Raw genomic sequence first — 18322 nt, forward strand, 5'->3', positions numbered from 1 at the left:
ACGCTCGGCGATGAGCAAACGGCTCACGCCTCGGCAGCGGCCAGCGTCTCGGTCTCGAGGAAATGCTCAGCCGCCAGCATGCCGCTCAGCAGCAGGTCGCGCGCGCCGCGCAGCGAGCGCAGGGCGCGATTGAACTCGATGCCCGTCGACACCAGGCCGCGCAGCACGGCCGGATTGCGGGCGACGCCGCGCAGGATCATCGGAAGGTCGATGTCGCCGTTGGGCTTGATGGCGTCCTTGGCAAGCGACGGGAGGGTGCGATGGGCGGGATCGGAGATCACCCGCAGCGCCGCGAACGGCAGCCCGTACTCGGCGGCATAGGCAGCGGCGATGTGGCTCTCCATGTCGACCGCGGCCGCGCCGGTCTTCATGCGCAGCGCCGCCTTGCGGGCCTGGGCCACCACCACCTCTTCGGCCCCGGCGAGCACGCCGCGCACAACGCGGCGCTTCTTCAGGGCGGCGCGGGCGATGTGCTCCTCGCGCAGCGACAGGCCCGACAGCCAGCGGGCATCGCCGGCGGTCACTTCGGTGGCGACGACGATGTCACCGGCCTTGAGGCTCGGATCGAGACCGCCGGCCACGCCGAAGCTGACGACGCCGCGGATCGAGGTCGGATCGAACACGGTGAGCAGCGAGCGCAACTGCCTGGGGTCGCTCGAGCTGCAGATCACCATCATGCCGGGCCCGGCAGCAATCCGGGCCTCCTGCACCAAGCCCGTCACGACCAAGACCGGCCGCGAATCAATCGGGCGATCCGCGGACGTGTCGTCCCCCATCCCCAACTTCACAATCCGACCCCTGACACCTTCTCGGACGTCGCGTGATCCGACGTCTCCGTCTCTTGTTCCAAAGCCTCAGCCACGGCGGCGCCAGAGCGGAAAGGCCTTAACAAACCGAGGATTACGCAGAAAAAATCCGCGAGGAAACCCCGTTTGCGCCGCACTGCACCGGCACCTGATGCGTTTTTTGCCCGGTGTTGCCATTTGGCCCCGCCGATCCCTGTTCCGTCCTGGAACAGATTGCGCCGGTGCCACCGGGCGTGGAACCTTAAGCAAGAACTACGCCACGAAAATGTGAGACTCACGGCAAGCGGCATGACGGCGCGGGCAGATTCGGCCGCCCCTGCGCCGGTCAGCCGTGCCCGAGCAGGAGATTCGCAGCGCGGTCGCCGGAGCGCACCGAGCCTTCGATGGTTGCCGGCAGGCCGGTATCGGTCCAGTCCCCCGCCAGAGCGAGATTGCCGAACGCCGTCTTCGCTCCCGGTCGGAGCGCGTTCTGCTCGGGCGTCGCCTCGAAGGTGGCGCGACGCTCGCGCACGATCTGCCACGGCGGCAGCTCCGCCGTGATCCCGGCGGCCTTGCAGACGTCGGCCCAGATCGCGGCGGCGAGCTCCTCGCGCGGCACGTCGACGAGGCGATCGCCATTGCTGATGGTGACCGAGAGCCGCTGCGGGAAGGCGAACAGCCACTCGACCAGGCCGCCGACAACCCCGAGAAGAGCTGGTGCATCGCGCGGCGGCGTGATGCGGAAATGGGCATTGACGATGGCACGATATTTCGTCGGCCCCGTGAGCCCCGGCAGCAGGGCCATCGCCGGCCGCGGCGGCACGGCGAGCACCATGACATCGGACGGACCGAGCGCGACGGTTTCATCGCCGCCGAACCTGAGCCCGGTGACGCGACCACCCGCATCGTCGAGGCCGCGCAGCTCGCGGCCGATCCGCACGCTGCCGCCCTTGCCTTCCAGGAATTTCACGGCCGGATCGATCAGCACGCCCGACAGGCCGTCGCGCGCGATCAGCGGCCGGCAGGCCTGGCCGCCGGCGAGCAAGGTCTCGCGGACGATGGCGCCGGCCAGCCCCGCCGACCCTTCCGGCGGATCGCAGTTCAGCGCCGCAAGCAGCAGCGGCTGCACCAGACGGTCATACAGCGTACCCTTGCAGGGAATCGTGCTGCCGATCGTCCTGGACGTACCGGCCCAGATCAGCGGCGACAGCGCGAGGTAGTCGCCGAGCTTGGTATCCGGCACGCGGCGACCCTCGTCGAACACCCACAGCGGCAGGCGGCCGTTGCCGAGATCGAGCAGCCAGCGCTGGCCGCTCCGGATGTCGACGAAGGCGAACTGCGCCTTCTCCGGCCCGACCAGCCCCGCTTCCGAGCCGATCGCGCGGGCATAGGACAGCACGTGATGATTGGCCGACAGCAGCAAATGGTTGCCGTTGTCGATCACCAGGTCGGTCGCGGCGTCGTAATAGGACCGGCAGCGGCCGCCGAGCTGCTGCGTCGCCTCGTGGACATGGACGATGTAGCCCGCATTGGCGAGCCGCACGCCGGCGGAAAGGCCGGACACGCCGGCGCCGATGATGTGAGCTGTCTTCTGCATCAGATGATTGCGTAACGAAGGATGATGCCGATCTTCGTGAGCTTGCTCACGCGGACGGGCTCGCGCGGCAGCGCGAAACCTCGCTCGAGCAAGAGGTCGAACACGGCACGATAGTATTTTGACATGATCCGCGGCGCCCGCACGGCGCGCCGGCGATTTCGCCGCATGATCTCGTCGGCCTTCTCGAAATGCGTCTTGGCCCTGACCGCAACCGAGCTGCAGACCTTGGGCAGCGCGCGCTCCTGCGTGACCTTGACCGGATCGTCGCCGGTGATGCCGGCGAACAGCAGCGCCTCGCGCGGCAGATAGAGCCGGCCGATGCCGGCATCCTCGTCGATGTCGCGCAGGATGTTGGTGAGCTGCAGCGCGCGGCCGAGATGGTGCGCGAGCAGGATGCCGTCCTCCTCGGGCATGCCGAAGATGCGCACCGAGAGGCGGCCGACCGCGCTCGCCACGCGGTCGCAATAAAGGTCGAGCGTCGCGAGATCCGGCGCGCGGATCTCCTGCGGCACGTCCATCTCCATGCCGTCGATGATGGCGAGGAAGTCCTCGCGCTTCAGCCCGAAGGTCTTCACCGAGCTGACATAGTCGCGCAGCCGCGGCGGCGGGTTGCCCTGGTACAGAGCGTCGATGTCGTCGCGCCATTTCTGCAGCGCCGCCAGCCGCTCGGGCCGCGGGCCGTCGGAATCGGCGATGTCGTCGACCTCGCGGCAGAAGCTGTAGACCTGGAACATCGCGTCGCGCTGGGCGCGCGGCAGGATGCGCATGGCGGCATAGAACGAGCTGCCGGAGGCCGCCGTGCCGTGATCGATATTGTCTGCGGTTGCCTCGAGGGTCATGCGCCGGCTGCCGATTTGGTGACGGGATGACGCCCGGCCACGCGGCGGCCGATCTCGCCCATGACCGACGTGAAGGTGAGGCCGAGCATGCCGACGGGCGACAGGTGCACGCGCTCGCTCAGCGGATCGCGCACCTTCAGCAACGCCACGATGCGGTCGGCGAAAGCCTGGATCACGGCGATCTCCAGTCCGAAGCGGAAATCCTTGACGCCGCTGTTGAGGTCCCTGCCCTCATCGAGCAGCGCCGCGTTGCGCACCGCGAGCTTCTGCAGGCAGGCCAGCAGAGGCGGCGGCGACTTGGCCTCGCCGAGCATCTCGACGGTCGCGCCGGCTTCCGCCAGCGCATCGCGCGGCAGATACACGCGGTTGAGCGCCTTGTAGTCCTTGCCGCAGTCCTGCAGGTGGTTGTTGATCTGCAGGCCCGCACAGATCGCGTCCGAGGCCGGCCAGGTCGCGGTGGACTCGCCGTGCACGTCGAGCATGAAGCGGCCGACCGGCATCGCCGAGTAGCGGCAGTAGTGGATGACCTCGTCCCAGTTTTCGTAGCGCAGCTTGGTCACGTCCATCCGGAAGGCGACCAGCAGATCGAGCGCGTGCCGAGGCGGCATGCCGCGCTCGGCGAGCGCCCGGCGCAGGCTGACGGCGACGTCCTGGGTTTCGCCAGTCCCGGTCAGCTCGGCTTCGAGCAGATCGAGCAGCCGCAGCTTCTCGTCGCCCGGCAGGCTCGGATGGTCGGCGATGTCGTCGGCGGTGCGCACGAAATTGTAGAAGGCGAGGATCAGCCCCCGGTGCTCGGGACGGATGATCCACGACGCCACCGGAAAGTTCTCGTCCCGGTGTGTCTTGCCGGATCGCAAATCGCTCGCGGTGGTCATGGACGAAACAGCTATCAGGTTGAAAGGGCGCTACCGAAAACAATGCCCGCCGCTTCGCTCATGCGAACGGATTGCTCGCCCCATATAGGCGAAGATCCCGCCAAAACCAATGCAATCGATGTCGGGCAGCCCATAGGACCGAACCGCCGGCCTCCCCCGAGGGGCGGGCCGGCGGTCGTTAACCAAGGGAGTTCGGAAACAACCGTTCCGAACGGCAACCGCTTACTGGTTGTGGGTCTTCAGCACCTGGTCGCAGGCCGGGCTGATCTTGGGCCGGTTCTCCTTGAGGCACGCCAGAATGGTGAAGTCACCCTGATCGATGACGGCACGGCAGAACTTCTGAACGTCACGCGTGCAGGCCGCCTGCTCTTCGGGCGTGCCGCCGCGGCCTTGCGCAAACGCACCGGTGGAAACGGACACCGACGACAGCAGGGAAAGTGCCAGGAAAATCTTACGCATCGTGTTCCTTCATTTTGACAGCAGAGGAGACCTCCCGGATCGCCGATGCTGCCCGGGAAACACCTGTTTGGTTTGGCAAGGACCGCAAGCCCCCCAGCGCCGGAGGTACGCTGCCAAATGCGGCCAAATTTGCGCCCTATGATCCCGAGCGGATCAAGCTCGGAGATCACAGCTTTGGCACAAACAAGGCGTTGATACTAGGGCGTTATTCTCGGAACACGTTTTTCGCATTTGGCTGTTGCAAGCATGCCGCGCGGACCGTTAGATGCAGCGCCGTCGAGGCGGCTTGCGTGCAGCCGTCTTGCGAGGACGACCATTCGGCGCCGACCGGTCGCACGGCGTCGGCGGGCATCATGGCATCCGGTCGCAGCGCCCGACCGGCCGTCATTTGAACCTAACCTTCGGCGAGAACACCAAGTGTTCGAAGCGGCGGCATACGCCGACACAGCGGTGTCATTTTGGATGGGAAACTCGATATGAAACTGTTCGGCTCATCTTTCTCGGGGCACGTCATCAAGGCCGCCGGTCTCGGAGCGGCACTGTTCGTGGCGGCGACCGCAGTTCAGGCTCAGTCGGGCCCGTTCGCCGGCTTCGACGGCTCGTGGTCGGGCAACGGCACGGTCGCGCTGTCGGACGGCACCACCGAGCGCATCCGCTGCAAGGCCAGCTACAAGGTGGCCGGCGCCAATCTGAAGCAGAGCCTGCAATGCGCCAGCGACAGCTACAAGTTCCTCCTGACCAGTGACGTCACCAGCCAGGGCGATCGCATCTCCGGCAACTGGAGCGAATCCAGCCGCAACGTGAACGGCGAGCTGCAGGGCACCGCCGGCAACGGCCAGATCGACGTGTTCGTGCAGGCCGCCGGCTTCGCCGCCAGCATCACCCTGAGGACCAGCGGCAACAAGCAGGTCGTGCAGATCTCCTCCAAGGGCGAGATCCGCGGCGTCAACATCACGATGTCGAAGACCTGATCCTTGGACCGGAGCGCGTCGCGCGCTCACGGGCAGTCGAATGCGCAAACGGCCCTGACAATGTCAGGGCCGTTTTGTTTTGCGGTGCTTCCGCAGCCGTCGGATACGAATGAGACCCGCCGCTGTCGTCGCCCGGCTTGCCGCCTTCGCTAAAGCTCCGGCGCGCCCTTGAACTCATAGCCGCGTCGAAGCCGAAGGCGCAGACGGGACCGGGCGCTCCAGTATTCCAGAGGCTGTCCTGATTGAACCGATAGGCCGCGGCGTGCTGGATCACACGCTTTCGCCGGTGATGACGGCCCTGGTTTACGCAACAGCCTGGGCTAAAGCGGCTTGCGCTTCAGCTTCTGCGACAGGTTGATCAGGAACATCGCGGTCGGGCGGAGGATGAAGAGGTCGGCAAACAGCGCCGCCACCATCGAGAACGCGCTGAGCCAACCGAACAGCCGCAGCGACGGCAGATCCGAGAACACGGTGACGACCAGGCCGCAGGCCAGCACCACGGTGGTGAGGATCAGCGCCGGTCCGACCAGCACGGTGGCGCGCTCCACTGCGACGGCGGCACTGACGCCGGGCGCGCTTTCCATCCGCAGCCGGTTCAGGAAGTGGATAGTCGCCGACAGGCCAAGGCCGAAAGAGACCGTGAGCGCCACCACGCTGGCAAATTGCAGCCCCTCCCCCATTGCCCACAGCACGGTACCCGACATCACGACAGGGAAAATGCCGGGCAGGATGCAGGCGAGCATGACGACCCAGGACCGGAAGGCCAGCCCGATGAACATCGCCACCAGCGCGAACTCGATCGTCAGCCCATGGTTGAGCTTTTCGATCATGCCGGCGGAGTTGCGCGCGGCGATGGCGGCGAGACCGGTAACGGCAATTTCATAGCCGGGATGCCTCTTTCTCACCGCATCGAGCTCGCGGTCGAGCTTGTCCACCACCGGCAGCAGCTGGCTGGAATCGACATCCGGCACACGGCCGGCGACCACCACGGCATCCTGTTCCTTGTCGATGAAGCGGCGCACGAGGTGCTCGGGGATCAGATTGACGTATTCCTGCAACGTCGCCGTATCCGACGAGCCGGCCTTCTCGGCCAGCCAGCGCCGGAGCGTCTCGACCGACCAGACGTTGCCGACACCAGCGGTCTTTTCGACGGTGGCATGGACGTCGGCGATCGCCTGCAACGTCTCCAGCGCATAGAGCGAGGCGCCCTTCGGAAACTGGATGAGCACGTTGACCGGATTGGCGCCGGTCAGCTTGGCATCGAGCCGGTTGCTCGCTGCAACCGCCTGCTGCTTGTCAGGCACCTGGTCGGCGAGGCGATAGCGCGGCTCCAGGGTCGAATACACCACCGCGAGCGAGCCGACGAACAGCACCGCGATCAGGCTGAACAGGCCGGGACGGCCGACCATGCGCACCGCGATCCAGTAGCAGAAATTGCGCAGCGCCTGGACGCCGGCGTCGGCGCCCTGGAATTTGACCGCGAATGTCTTCTCGTTGCGCACCAGCAGCACGCCGAACACCGGCACCAGCGACAGCACCGCGACCAGCGCGATGATGGTGGCTGCGAGCCCCGCCTCGCCGAACTTGCGGATCAGGTCGCTGTCGGAAAACTGCAGGGCGATGAAGGAAATGCCGGCGGTGGCGTGGGTCAGCACGCAAGCCGGGCCGACGACCAGCACGGCGTTCTTGAACGCCGTCACCTTGTCCTGACCCGCGATCAGGCGGTCGCGGGCGGCGAAGGTAAGCTGCATCGAATCGGAGAAGCTGATGACCATGATGAGCGGCGTCATCACGTTCAGGAACATGTTGAGATTGAAATTGGCCCAGCCGAGCGCGCCGAGCGCGAGCATGATCGCGATCAGCGGCGGAAACGCCGCTGCGATCATGAAGGAGACCTTGCGGAAGAAGATGATGGCGATGATGCAGCCGGCGAGAATGCCGAGAATGTTGTAGGTCAGCCCGTCGCGTTCCACCGCGTTGCGGATCTCGAGCTGCATGACCGGCACGCCGGAAAGCTGGACATTCAGGCCGGTGTCGGCGAGGTCCTCCGCCATCAGCTTCCGGATGTCGCCCACCACCTTCCCGAGATCGTTCGAGGCGACCACCTTGGGCTCGAGCGACAGCACGATCAGGGCGAGCGTGCCGTCCTCCGACAACAGCTTGCCGCGGATGATCTCGTTCGACTTCACCGTTTCGATGAACTTGTCGTAGGCCTCGCCCTCCGGCAGATCCGACGGAAACAGCGCTGCCGGCAGCTTGCCGGGCGCCGGCGCCTGACGGGCCGAGAACAGCGACACCAGGCCACGGGTACCCTCGACCAGTTGCAGGTCGGTCACGAAGTCACGAAGCTTCTCGAGGTTCTGGCGGGCCAGCAAGGTCTGGCCCTCGACCACGACGAGGACGTCGAATTCCTCGGCCGGGAACTTCTTCGTCACCTCCTCGTACTGGTGGAATTCCTTGCTGTCGGAGCGAAACAGCTGGCTGAGCGAATCGTCGATCTGGATGCGCTTGATGCCGAACACCGCCGCCACGATGAGGACGAGCAGGACGACGCAGGAGAAGATCGGCGCCTTGACCGCGAGGAGGCCGAGTCGTTCGATGCCAAAAGCGATGCTGTCGGCCGGCCGGTGCTCGACCTTCTCGACATGGACTTCGTTGTCGTGCCTGACTTCCAGCATGCGGTGTCCAGTGGTTGGGGTGCGGCCCAATTCTGAGGGCCTGAGCGCATAGGGCAGAAATAAGGCCGCTCAGCGAAGCAGAGATGACCGCATTGTGGCCCGCAGCCCAAGCTAATCCTTGAAAACACGTGAAAATTCGTCGAGGCGATCTAGCAGGGTTCACTCCCCGGCCGCAACCATGCGCGGCCACACAATACGGCGAGCCGCCACGGCTTCCGATCACGCCACGATTCTGCCGTGCTTGAAAAGAGCGTGGATGGCCCCGACGGACGCGGGGCCTCGAAACCTGAACGACTCAAGGACCGGTATCCGACCGAGCCGTCCCTTGCTCTGGGCAGGCCGCGAGCCGGTGCTGGCGAGCACCACCCGCCGCCCCCAGTTCCACATAGGACCATCACCCTGCGGGAAGGGCGGCCTCGCGCAGCCGGATCGAGTAGTTCGACGCGTTCTGATGCCCGCGCGAGGCGGCGCGCGCAAACATGATGAGGTGATGCGCGATCAACGCCACGGCGATGAAATTCTCGATCTCGCCTCGCTTGAGCTGGCTCCAGGCAAAGCGCCAGAACGGCCGCTTGTAGTCGCCGAGCACGCCCACCTTCCAGAAGATCTTGCCCATCATGACCAGGCCGCGCCTGATGTTCGGCCAACTCTTCATCTCGTCGCTGACCGGCACCTCGATGCGGTTGGCATAGGTGGTGTCGCATTGGTGCTTGTAGCGCGCGAACAGCCGCTCCGGCTCGTAGGCAACCTCCATGCAGCGCCGCCACGCCGTGACCACCTCGTCATAGGGCATCAGGAATTTCACGTTGGAGTCGCGACTGTCATCGTGGACCAGCCTGCCCTCGCGCTCGAGGCGATCCCACAGGGGCGTCTTCGGCAGCGCCTGCAGCAGATTGATCGTGAGCAGCGGGATCCGGCTCTCCTCGACGAACTGCAGCAGCGCGTCCGCGGTCTGCGGCGTGTCGGTGTCCAGCCCCATGATGATACCGGAGACGACCTCCATGCCGTAGCTGTTGATGGTCCTGATCCCCTCCAGGATCGGCACCATCATGTTGTGATCTTTCTGCATCGCCGTCAGCGCATCCGGATCGGGCGTCTCGATGCCGCAGAAGATGGTGATGAAATAGGCCTCACGCATCTTCTCCAGGATCTCGGGCCGCTTGGCGATGTTGAGCGTGGCCTCGCAGGCGAGCCGCATCACATAGCCGGTGCGCTTCTGCCATTCGATCAGATGCGGCAGCAGCTCCGTCGCGGCTTTGCGGTTGCCGATGAAGTTGTCGTCGACGAAATAGACCGAGCCGGTGACGCCGCATTCCCTGAGCTTGTCGAGCTCGGCGATGATCTGCTGCGGCGACTTGATGCGCGGGTTGCGCCCATAGAGGCCGGGGATGTCGCAGAACTCGCACTGATAGGGGCAGCCGCTGGAATACTGGATACTGCCGAGAAAGTACTTCTTCACCTCGGCGAGCTCGTAGGCCGGCACCGGGAAATCGGTCATCGCCACCCGCTCGTTGGTCCGCAGCACGACCTGCTGCGCAGGCCGTGACGGATCCCGCGCCAGCCGCGCGATCAGCTCGTCGGTCGCATCACCGAGCTCGCCGACATGCAGATAGTCGAAGCTCGGGTAGTAGTCCGGACAGGCGCTGACCGAGGGGCCGCCGAGCGCGACCGGCAGGTCGAACGCGTGCGCCCGCTGGCAGATGTCGTTCATCTGCTGACGCTGGATGTGCATGCCGCTGACGAACACCGCTTCGGCCCATGAGAAATCCTCGTCCTGCGCCGGGCGGATGTTCTCATCGATGAAGCGCACCTGCCAGGAACCTGGAAGATAGGCCGCGATCAGCAGCAGCCCCTGCGGCGGCATGAAGGCCTGGATGCCGTCGGTGAGCGGATAGGCATGCTCGAAGGTTCCGAACGACGAGGTGTAGCGCGGAAACACACAGAGAATGCGACGTACCGTTTCGATGCCCTCGAATCTCATCGACTGCCCCTCGCGACAACCCGCTAACCGGTTACCTTACGGCCGAAGATAAGGCTTCGCTACCCCTTCCGGAAAAGTTGAGTGCGATCGCGCCTTCCGCTCCTGTCGCAAGGCGCGAGGTCCCGCCGCGTGCCAGATGCTCACGCTGCCCGGCATGATCCGACGCGACCTGACGAGGCGACCTGATCCGATGCATCGCAATACGGATGGCGGAATGCGAAGGGCGATCCAAAGTTCCAATCGGATGGATAATTGATCGGTCGAGCGCGACGACTGCTCCCGCCTGTCTCCGACCGGCGAACCAATTGCGGAGCGCGCGTGCGCGCGGCCACTGGTTTGCAATGCATTTGCAGGGGAACGAGGGGCCTCGAAATGGCGCATGCCCTCCGTAGTCGACCGGATGCCCCGACGCCCGCCCCTGCTGCGGAGCACCAACTAATCGATTGAAACGCCAAGCAAAGTGCGCTGTGGTTGCATAATACTGACGGTGTCCACTTAACGCTTTCTCCATGAAGGTTTTGCATAACTATTAACGATCAAGCGCCTCCTCCGTCGTAGCAAAAACTCGCGGTATCTCACCTCATGACCTCAAGCCCGACGTCAACGAAGACGGCCACGCGCCAATCCATCGCAGTCAAGCTCTACGCAATCTTTGCGTTGTTTGCGCTATTGACCGCCGCAATCACCTGGCTGTCCGACTACAACTCGCGGCGAGCCACGGAGCTCATCAAAGCCATCGAGACAGCCAATCTCGCCGCTCACAACGTTCAGCTGGTCAACGGCCTTGTCTATGCCGTCGTCATGGAGTCGCGCGGCGTCTATATGTCGACAGACCCCGCCGTCGTGAAGCAATACGGCAACGGCTTGCTCAAGTTCAATGCCGACATCCTGAAGGTCGTCGACAAGTGGCAGGCGATCGTCCAGGCCGACGACGCCCAGCAATTCGCAACGTTCAAGAAGCGGATCGAGCAATTCGTCGAATTCCGCGCCGAACTGGTCCGCCGCGCCAATGAAATCAGCCCGGCTGCGGGACGCGAGTGGGGCGACAACGATGCCAATCGCTCCGTGCGCAAGGCGCTCAACACGGATCTCGAGGCGCTGTCCAAAGTCTATGTCGAGCGCGCAGGAAAGATCGCCGAGGAAACGGCGCTGAACAACAAGCTCTCGCTCGTGCTGACCGGTCTTGGCGGCCTGATGCTGGTTCTGGTCGCAGCCGGCGTGGTGATCATCGCCCGCTCGATCGCTCGGCCGCTGTCGCAGATCACCGATACGATACGCCAGGTCGCGACCGGCGCCGAGAACGTCGAGGTGCCGCATGCCGGACGGGCCGACGAGATCGGCGAGCTCGCCCGCGCCATCGGCGTGTTCCAGCAGGCGATGGCCCATAACCGCGACCTCAATGTCCAGGTCTCGCAGGACTCGGAAATCCGCGAAGCCCGGGCCCGCCACATCGAGACCGCGGTCGAGCAATTCCGCACCGCGATCGGCAGCGTGATGCGGACCGTCACCGAGAACGCCGCCGCGATGCGCCAAACCGCCGAGATGATCACGCGGCTGACGGCCGATGCCAACGAGCGCGCGGTCACCGCGGCCGGCGCCACGTCGCAGGCCTCGACCAACGTCTCCGCCGTCGCCAGCGCCGCCGAGGAGCTGTCGACGTCGGTCGAGGAGATCGGCCGGCAGATCCGGCAGTCGGCCGGCGCCGTCGAGCAGACCGGCCAGCGCACCGAGAAGTCGGTCACGGAGATCGAGGGCCTTGCCGCCGCCACCCAGCGCATCGACGGCGTACTGACCCTGATCCAGACCATCGCCGAGCAGACCAATCTCCTCGCGCTGAATGCGACCATCGAGGCCGCCCGCGCCGGCGAGGCCGGCCGTGGTTTTGCCGTGGTCGCTCACGAGGTCAAGGCGCTGGCCGGGCAGACGGCCAAGGCGACCGAGGAGATCAGCCAGAACGTCGGCCTGATCCAGGCCTCGACCAAGACCGCGGTCGACGCCGTCCGCGAGATTGGCCAGGCGGTCCGCGGCATCAACGAGATCACCTCGAACATCTCCAATGCCATCCAGCAACAGGACCAGGCGACGCGGGAGATCTCGACCAACGCGCAGTCGACCGCCCAGGGCAACCAGACGCTGGTCATGAACATCGACTCGCTCCGCGACGCCATCAGCGAGACCTCGACAGCCGCCGCCTCCGTCCTGTCGGCGTCCGGCGACCTCAACGCGACCGCGCAGACGCTTGCCAACGAGGTCGAGAAGTTCTTCCAGAACCTCCGCTCGGGTCCGTCTGCGGAGATGCGGCTGCGCAAGGCGAGCTGACGGCGGCGAGCCATCGGTTGCGGAAATCGCCCCCACAAGACGTGATCCGTTCCGACACCGGAACCGTTTCTTGGTTTTTGGAGAGCCATCGTGCGCCAGACAGCCAAGAAACTTCCGTTCGCCTGCGACCCGGTTGCGGTCACCCAGGATGACGTCGAGGACGCCATCCGCACCATCCTGACCTGGATCGGCGAGGACCCGTCACGCGAGGGTCTCTCCGAGACCCCGGCCCGCGTCGCGCGGGCCTACAAGAGCTATTTTTCCGGCTATGAGCAGAACCCCGAGGAGTATCTGCGCAAGACGTTCGAGGAGACCGCCGGCTACGACGAGATGGTGCTGTTGCGGAACATCCCGTTCCAGAGCCATTGCGAGCACCACATGGCGCCCATCATCGGCCGCGCCTGGGTCGGCTACGTGCCGCGCAACCGCGTGGTCGGGATTTCCAAGCTCGCCCGGGTCGTCGAGGCCTATGCCAGCCGGCTGCAGATCCAGGAGCGCATGACCGCCGAGATCGCCAACATCATCGACGAGGTGCTGCAGCCGCAGGGCGTGGCGGTCGTGATCAAGGCAGCCCATCACTGCATCAGCTCGCGCGGCGTCAAGAAGCACGGCGTCGATCTCACCACCAGCCGCATGCTCGGCTGCTTCCGCACCGACCCGATGAGCCGCCAGGAGTTCCTGGCGATGGTCAATTCCGATCTGAAGGATTGAGGGGCACGGAAAATCGTCCGCCCGCTGTGATCCAGCCGTCCATGAGCCACGTTATCCGGGATCAAGCATGCGTGCCGGGGACCATGACCACGCGATGAGAGCGGCTGGATTAGCGCAATGGAACGTGGCATCGTCCCGGCATCGATTTGCACGGGCCTTGGGCGCCCGTACCAAGGTGAATGTGAGCAGAGGGCCGAAGGCGACTGTGGATTGGGCTGAATTGATCGGACGCGTCGCCGCGCGCGGCGACCGCGAGGCGTTCAAGGCCCTGTTCGCGCATTTTGCGCCCCGCATCAAAGGTTTCCTCATCAAGACCGGCTGCAACGCCGACGACGCCGAGGAAATCGCCCAATCCACCATGGTGGCGGTGTGGACGAAGGCGGGGCAATTCGATCCGTCGACGGCCGGCGCGGCCGCCTGGATCTTCACGATCGCGCGCAACCAGCGGATCGACGCCGTGCGCAAGGCCGCCCGCGACAGCCGGCTGAGCAGAGAAGTGGGGCGCGACGAGGAAGCCGATCCGACGCTCGCAGCCGACCAGATCGTCTCGCGTGTCGAAGATGCCACACGGGTAGCGGCCGCGATCGAAAGATTATCGGCGGAGCAATCCACCGTGATCCGCCTGTCGTTCGTTGAGGAACGACCGCATTCGGAAATCGCGGCGGTGCTCGGCCTGCCGCTGGGTACGGTAAAGTCACGAATCAGACTGGCGATGAATCGCCTGAGAGACCTGTTGGACGACGCGACATGACGATCAGCCACCACCCGCCGGAAGACCTGCTGGCCGACTTCGCCACTGGTGCGCTCGACGAGGCCGAGCGGCTGGTCGTCGGTGTCCATGTCGCCGATTGCGGCCGATGCCAGCGCTTCGTCCGCGCCATCGAGCAGCTCGCCGGCGCCTCGCTGGACGCGGCCGAGCCGATCGCGACGGGCGCGGATGCTTTCGATGCCGTGATGGCCCGCATCGATCGACGCCCGCAGGCGGCGCCGCAGGTGAGCGAGGTCGCCGAGCACGATCCCGAGCTCGCGGACCTGCCCGAGATGGTCAAGCGCTGCAAGATCGGCAAGCGCCGGCGCGTGGCACCCGGCATCAGCATGCGCCCGATCCTGCTGCCTGGCACCGGCAAATCGCGCGCCTTCTTGCTGCGCTCGGAGCCAGGGGCGCGGATGCTGGAGCATACGCATTCCGGCAATGAGCTGACCTGCGTGCTGAAGGGCAGCTTCAGCCATCTCGGCGGCTATTACGGACCCGGCGACTTCGACTATGGCGACGACGAGGTCGACCATCGTCCGGTGGTCGGTGACGAGGGCCCCTGCCTCTGCCTCGTCGCCATGACCGGCGACCTGCGCATGCACGGCCTGCTCGGCCGCCTCATCAGCCCCTTCGTCCGGCTCTGATCGCATCGTGGCGTGCCGCCGCGGAGCAATCAAGACGAGCTAGATCGGCTGGACGATTCGCCACTTCCCTCCGCGCGATACCGACAGCACGCTGGCGGTGATCCGCATCTGACTCTGCCCCGTTTCCGTTCAGAGAGAGCGCATGGAGGAGAATGATGCGATCAGCAAGCGCGGATCAGAAGGGTTGCGTCGCGCATCTTGGCAGCCTGCTGGCCCGTGCCGGACGCAACGATGAGCAAGCCTTTGCCGAGCTCCATGCTGCAACGATCTTGAAGATGCGGAAGACCGTGCGCGCCTTGCTGCCGTCCGCGGCTGACCTCGACGACATCCTGCAGGATGGCTACCTGAAGATCTGGCGGCATGCCGCGAGCTTCGACCCGACGCGCGCCTCGCCCATCACCTGGATGTGCAGGATCATGCGCAACACCGCGATCGACGCGCTGCGCGCCACCGGCGTGCCGACCTCGGAGCTCGATGAGGCCCTCGCGATCCCCGATTCCGCCGACAGCGCCGCCGACGAATTCGACTACGCGCTGGCGGAACCGATCGCCCGCGAGGCGCTTGGGCGGCTGCCGGAGGAGCGCCGACGGCTGCTGGCGCTCGCCTATCTCGAGGGCGAAAGCCGGACGCGTCTGTCGGAACGGTTTGGCGTGCCGGTCGGCACCATCAAGACCTGGCTGCATCGCAGCCTGGTCACGGTGCGCAAGGACTGTCTTGGCCAGGCCCACGCGGTTACCGCGGCGGCCGCCTGATCGGCTGCATGGCGTGATGACCAAGGTCCCATGACCAGGACACGTGCCGTAAGACACCTTGTCATCGTGCTGGGCGACCAGCTCGATGCGGACTCGGCGGCCTTCGACGGTTTCGACCCGGAGCAGGACGCCGTGCTGCAGATGGAGGTCAGCGACGAGGCCAGCTACGTTCCGCAGCACAAGATGCGCATCGCGTATTTCTTCGCGGCGATGCGCCACTTCCGCGCCGATCTCGAGAGCCGCGGCCGCACCGTCCATTACGTCCGGCTCGATGATCCCGCCAACACCGGCGCACTCGACAGCGAGATCGCGCGGCATCAGGCGGCGCTGCGGCCTGCGGCGACCATCGTGCTGGAGCCCGGCGATTTTCGCGTGCGCGAGGGCTTGCGCAAGCTGCCGCAGCGGCCCGACATCCGCGCCGACCGCCACTTCCTGTGCACGGCGGAGGAGTTCGACGCCTTCACCGAGCGCCATCCGCGCCCGATCATGGAGACGTTCTACCGCGCGATGCGGCGCAAGACCGGCATCCTGATCGACGAGAGCGGCCGCCCGGTCGGCGGCAGCTGGAATTTCGACGCCGAGAACCGCAAGGGATTCGGCAAGTCGCGCCCGCCGATCCCCGTCGCCAGATCCTATGCGCCCGACGCGATCACGCGCGACGTGCTCAAGCTGGTCGCGGCGCGCTTCTCCAACAGTCCCGGCAAGCTCGACCGCTTCGACCTGCCGGTGTCGCGCGTCGACGCGCTGACCGAGCTTTCCGATTTCGTCGCCTGGCGCCTCTCCTTGTTCGGCACCTATCAGGACGCGATGCTGAGCGACGAGCCGTTCCTGTATCACTCGCGGCTGTCGGGCGCGCTGAACCTGCACATGCTGAATCCGCGCGAAGTGGTCGCGGCCGCGCTTCAGAGCCGCAACGCGCCGCTGAACGCGCTCGAGGGCTTCGTCCGCCAGATCATCGGCTGGCGGGAATTCGTGCGCGGCATCTATTGGCAGCGCATGCCTCACTACGCCGATGAGAACGCGCTCGACGCCGGCCTGCCGATGCCGCGCTTCTACTGGACCGGCGAGACCGACATGCGCTGCCTGGCGCAGGCGATCGGCCACACCATCGACCATGCCTATGCGCATCACATCGAGCGGCTGATGGTGCTCGGCCTGTTCGCGATGCTGCTCGGCGTCCGGCCCTACGATGTGCACCTCTGGCACATGTCGATGTTTCACGACGCCATCGACTGGGTGTCGCTGCCCAACACGCTCGGCATGAGCCAGCATGGCGACGGCGGCGTGGTCGGCACCAAGCCCTATGCGGCGTCGGGCCACTACATCGACCGCATGAGCGACCATTGCCGCAACTGCCGCTACGATCCGAAGCAGGCGACCGGCGACAGGGCCTGCCCGCTCACGACGCTGTATTGGAGCTTCCTTGCCAAGCACCGCCGGCGCTTCGCCAATAATGGCCGCATGCGCAACCAGTACGTCAATCTCGAGCGCCGCAGCGCGGCGGAGATCCGCGCCATCCGGAGCCACGCCGACGCGATCGCGTCGGCCCTGGTGTAATCCGGCGTTCGCCGGTCTGAACAGCGCTCACGGCTTGCTGGCCGGACGCCGATCGGTCATATCTTGGGCAGTTCCATCCGTCTCCCGCCGATCCAGCCCGGAATGCCCTGCCCATGACCGCCGCCATCGTCGCCGTCTTCACACTCGCCTATGCCGTGGTGGCGCTGGAGCATCCATTCCGGATCAACAAGGCAGCCACCGCCCTGGTCGGTGCCGGCCTGATGTGGACCATCTACGCCGTCATGGGCGGGACCGCGCCGGCCGTTGCGGCTGAGCTCAACGAGTCCGTGGCCTCGACCGCGCAGATCATCTTCTTCCTGATCGGGGCGATGACCATCGTCGAGGTCATCGACGCGCACAACGGCTTCGAGGTCGTGACCTCGCTGATCAGCACCAGGAATCAGGTCACGCTGGTCTGGCTGGTCGGCTTCGTGACCTTCTTCCTCAGCGCCATGCTCGACAACCTCACCACCGCGATCGTGATGGTGTCGCTGATGAAGAAGCTGTCGGGGCGTGACGAAGATCGTCTCGTGTTCGCCGCCATCATCGTGATTGCCGCCAATGCCGGCGGCGCGTGGTCGGCGATCGGCGACGTCACCACCACCATGCTGTGGATCGGCGGCCAGATCACGCCGCTCGCGATCATGAAGTCGGTCTTCATCCCCTCGCTCCTGAACCTGCTGGTGCCGCTCGCGGTCGTCAGCGTCACGCTGCGCGGCAAGCAGCTCGCGCCTCCGGCGAGCGCAGGGCTCGCCTCGATCAGCCCGATCCTGCCGTTCGAGCGCAATCTGATGTTCTTCATGGGCCTTGGCATCCTGGTCGCCGTGCCGGTGTTCAAGGCGCTGACGCACCTGCCGCCGTTCATGGGCATCCTGTTCGGCCTCGGCCTGCTCTGGATGGTCGGCGAGATCATCCATCGCGAGAAGGCCTCGGAGCAGAAGCAGCGCCTGACGCTCGTGCATGCGCTGACCCGCATCGACATGCCCTCGATCGTGTTCTTCATCGGCATCCTGCTGGCCGTCGCAGCGCTGGAGCACACCCACATCCTGCAGGCGCTGGCGCAATGGCTCGATCGCACCGTCGGCCGGCTCGACCTGATCGTGATCGTGCTCGGCCTCGCCAGCGCGGTCATCGACAACGTGCCGCTGGTCGCAGCATCCATGGGCATGTACAGCCTGAGCCAGTTTCCGCCCGACAGTTTCCTGTGGGAGTTCGTCGCCTACTGCGCCGGCACCGGCGGCTCGATCCTGATCATCGGCTCGGCGGCCGGCGTCGCCGCGATGGGGCTCGAGAACATCCACTTCTTCTGGTACGTCCGCCGCATCAGCGGCATCGCCCTGCTCGGCTATTTTGCCGGCGCCGCCGCCTACATCATCCAATACAATCTGCTTCACTGAGCG

At 65.6% G+C, this 18322-nt stretch carries 15 protein-coding genes; 8 read left to right on the forward strand and 7 right to left on the reverse strand.

Features of this window, described 5'->3' with window-relative positions; genetic code table 11:
* Positions 1 to 23 precede the first annotated feature (23 nt).
* The 5 genes from QX048_RS15635 to QX048_RS15655 form a co-directional block, all read right to left on the reverse strand.
* Positions 24 to 788 carry a phosphorylase gene (locus QX048_RS15635; protein ID WP_409977888.1) on the reverse strand — a complete coding sequence of 255 codons (765 nt, stop codon included), beginning with the start codon at positions 786 to 788 and terminating at the stop codon, positions 24 to 26.
* Between the two features lie 343 nt (positions 789 to 1131).
* Positions 1132 to 2382: a hydroxysqualene dehydroxylase HpnE gene (gene hpnE, locus QX048_RS15640; RefSeq protein ID WP_315826341.1), complete on the reverse strand. Its 1251-nt coding sequence runs from the start codon at positions 2380 to 2382 to the stop codon at positions 1132 to 1134.
* Positions 2382 to 3221, reverse strand: a complete 840-nt coding sequence (gene hpnD / locus QX048_RS15645; protein WP_315826342.1) for a presqualene diphosphate synthase HpnD — start codon at positions 3219 to 3221, stop codon at positions 2382 to 2384. The genes hpnE and hpnD overlap by 1 nt, the downstream gene beginning before the upstream one ends.
* Entirely contained in the window at positions 3218 to 4096 is an 879-nt protein-coding gene (gene hpnC, locus QX048_RS15650; protein ID WP_315826343.1) for a squalene synthase HpnC, read from the reverse strand. The genes hpnD and hpnC overlap by 4 nt, the downstream gene beginning before the upstream one ends.
* 222 nt (positions 4097 to 4318) lie before the next feature.
* A complete protein-coding gene (locus QX048_RS15655) occupies positions 4319 to 4555 on the reverse strand; it encodes a hypothetical protein (protein WP_315714894.1) in 237 nt (78 codons plus the stop codon).
* A 476-nt stretch (positions 4556 to 5031) separates the two neighbouring features.
* On the opposite strand from QX048_RS15655, the gene QX048_RS15660 reads away from it, so the two are divergent.
* Positions 5032 to 5526 carry a hypothetical protein gene (locus tag QX048_RS15660; protein WP_315826344.1) on the forward strand — a complete coding sequence of 165 codons (495 nt, stop codon included), beginning with the start codon at positions 5032 to 5034 and terminating at the stop codon, positions 5524 to 5526.
* 320 nt (positions 5527 to 5846) lie between these two features.
* Here QX048_RS15660 and QX048_RS15665 read toward each other — a convergent pair whose 3' ends face one another.
* Entirely contained in the window at positions 5847 to 8204 is a 2358-nt protein-coding gene (locus QX048_RS15665; protein ID WP_315826345.1) for an efflux RND transporter permease subunit, read from the reverse strand.
* A gap of 394 nt (positions 8205 to 8598) precedes the next feature.
* On the reverse strand, positions 8599 to 10185 hold the full coding sequence (locus QX048_RS15670; protein ID WP_315749235.1) for a B12-binding domain-containing radical SAM protein: 1587 nt from the start codon (positions 10183 to 10185) through the stop codon (positions 8599 to 8601).
* Positions 10186 to 10767: 582 nt separating this feature from the next.
* Between QX048_RS15670 and QX048_RS15675 the strand changes: the two genes are divergently transcribed.
* The 7 genes from QX048_RS15675 to nhaD all read left to right on the forward strand — a co-directional run bounded on the left by QX048_RS15675 (position 10768) and on the right by nhaD (position 18319).
* The gene (locus QX048_RS15675) at positions 10768 to 12504 is read left to right on the forward strand and encodes a methyl-accepting chemotaxis protein (RefSeq protein WP_315826346.1); all 1737 of its coding nucleotides are present in this window, start codon (positions 10768 to 10770) and stop codon (positions 12502 to 12504) included.
* Between the two features lie 90 nt (positions 12505 to 12594).
* Positions 12595 to 13215 (forward strand): GTP cyclohydrolase I FolE, encoded by a 621-nt coding sequence (folE, locus tag QX048_RS15680; protein ID WP_315714899.1) that lies wholly within the window; start codon positions 12595 to 12597, stop codon positions 13213 to 13215.
* Between the two features lie 205 nt (positions 13216 to 13420).
* Positions 13421 to 13966, forward strand: coding sequence for a sigma-70 family RNA polymerase sigma factor (locus QX048_RS15685; RefSeq protein WP_315826481.1), 546 nt, complete (start codon positions 13421 to 13423; stop codon positions 13964 to 13966).
* The gene (locus QX048_RS15690; protein ID WP_315749232.1) at positions 13963 to 14613 is read left to right on the forward strand and encodes a ChrR family anti-sigma-E factor; all 651 of its coding nucleotides are present in this window, start codon (positions 13963 to 13965) and stop codon (positions 14611 to 14613) included. The genes QX048_RS15685 and QX048_RS15690 overlap by 4 nt, the downstream gene beginning before the upstream one ends.
* Positions 14614 to 14768: 155 nt before the next feature.
* Positions 14769 to 15365 carry a sigma-70 family RNA polymerase sigma factor gene (locus QX048_RS15695; RefSeq protein WP_316200520.1) on the forward strand — a complete coding sequence of 199 codons (597 nt, stop codon included), beginning with the start codon at positions 14769 to 14771 and terminating at the stop codon, positions 15363 to 15365.
* A 30-nt stretch (positions 15366 to 15395) separates the two neighbouring features.
* Positions 15396 to 16922: a cryptochrome/photolyase family protein gene (locus tag QX048_RS15700; protein WP_315826348.1), complete on the forward strand. Its 1527-nt coding sequence runs from the start codon at positions 15396 to 15398 to the stop codon at positions 16920 to 16922.
* Positions 16923 to 17035: 113 nt separating this feature from the next.
* Positions 17036 to 18319, forward strand: a complete 1284-nt coding sequence (nhaD, locus tag QX048_RS15705; RefSeq protein WP_315749228.1) for a sodium:proton antiporter NhaD — start codon at positions 17036 to 17038, stop codon at positions 18317 to 18319.
* Positions 18320 to 18322: the final 3 nt, after the last annotated feature.

The sequence above is a fragment of the Bradyrhizobium sp. SZCCHNS30572 genome (assembly GCF_032484415.1).
GTDB lineage: Bacteria > Pseudomonadota > Alphaproteobacteria > Rhizobiales > Xanthobacteraceae > Bradyrhizobium.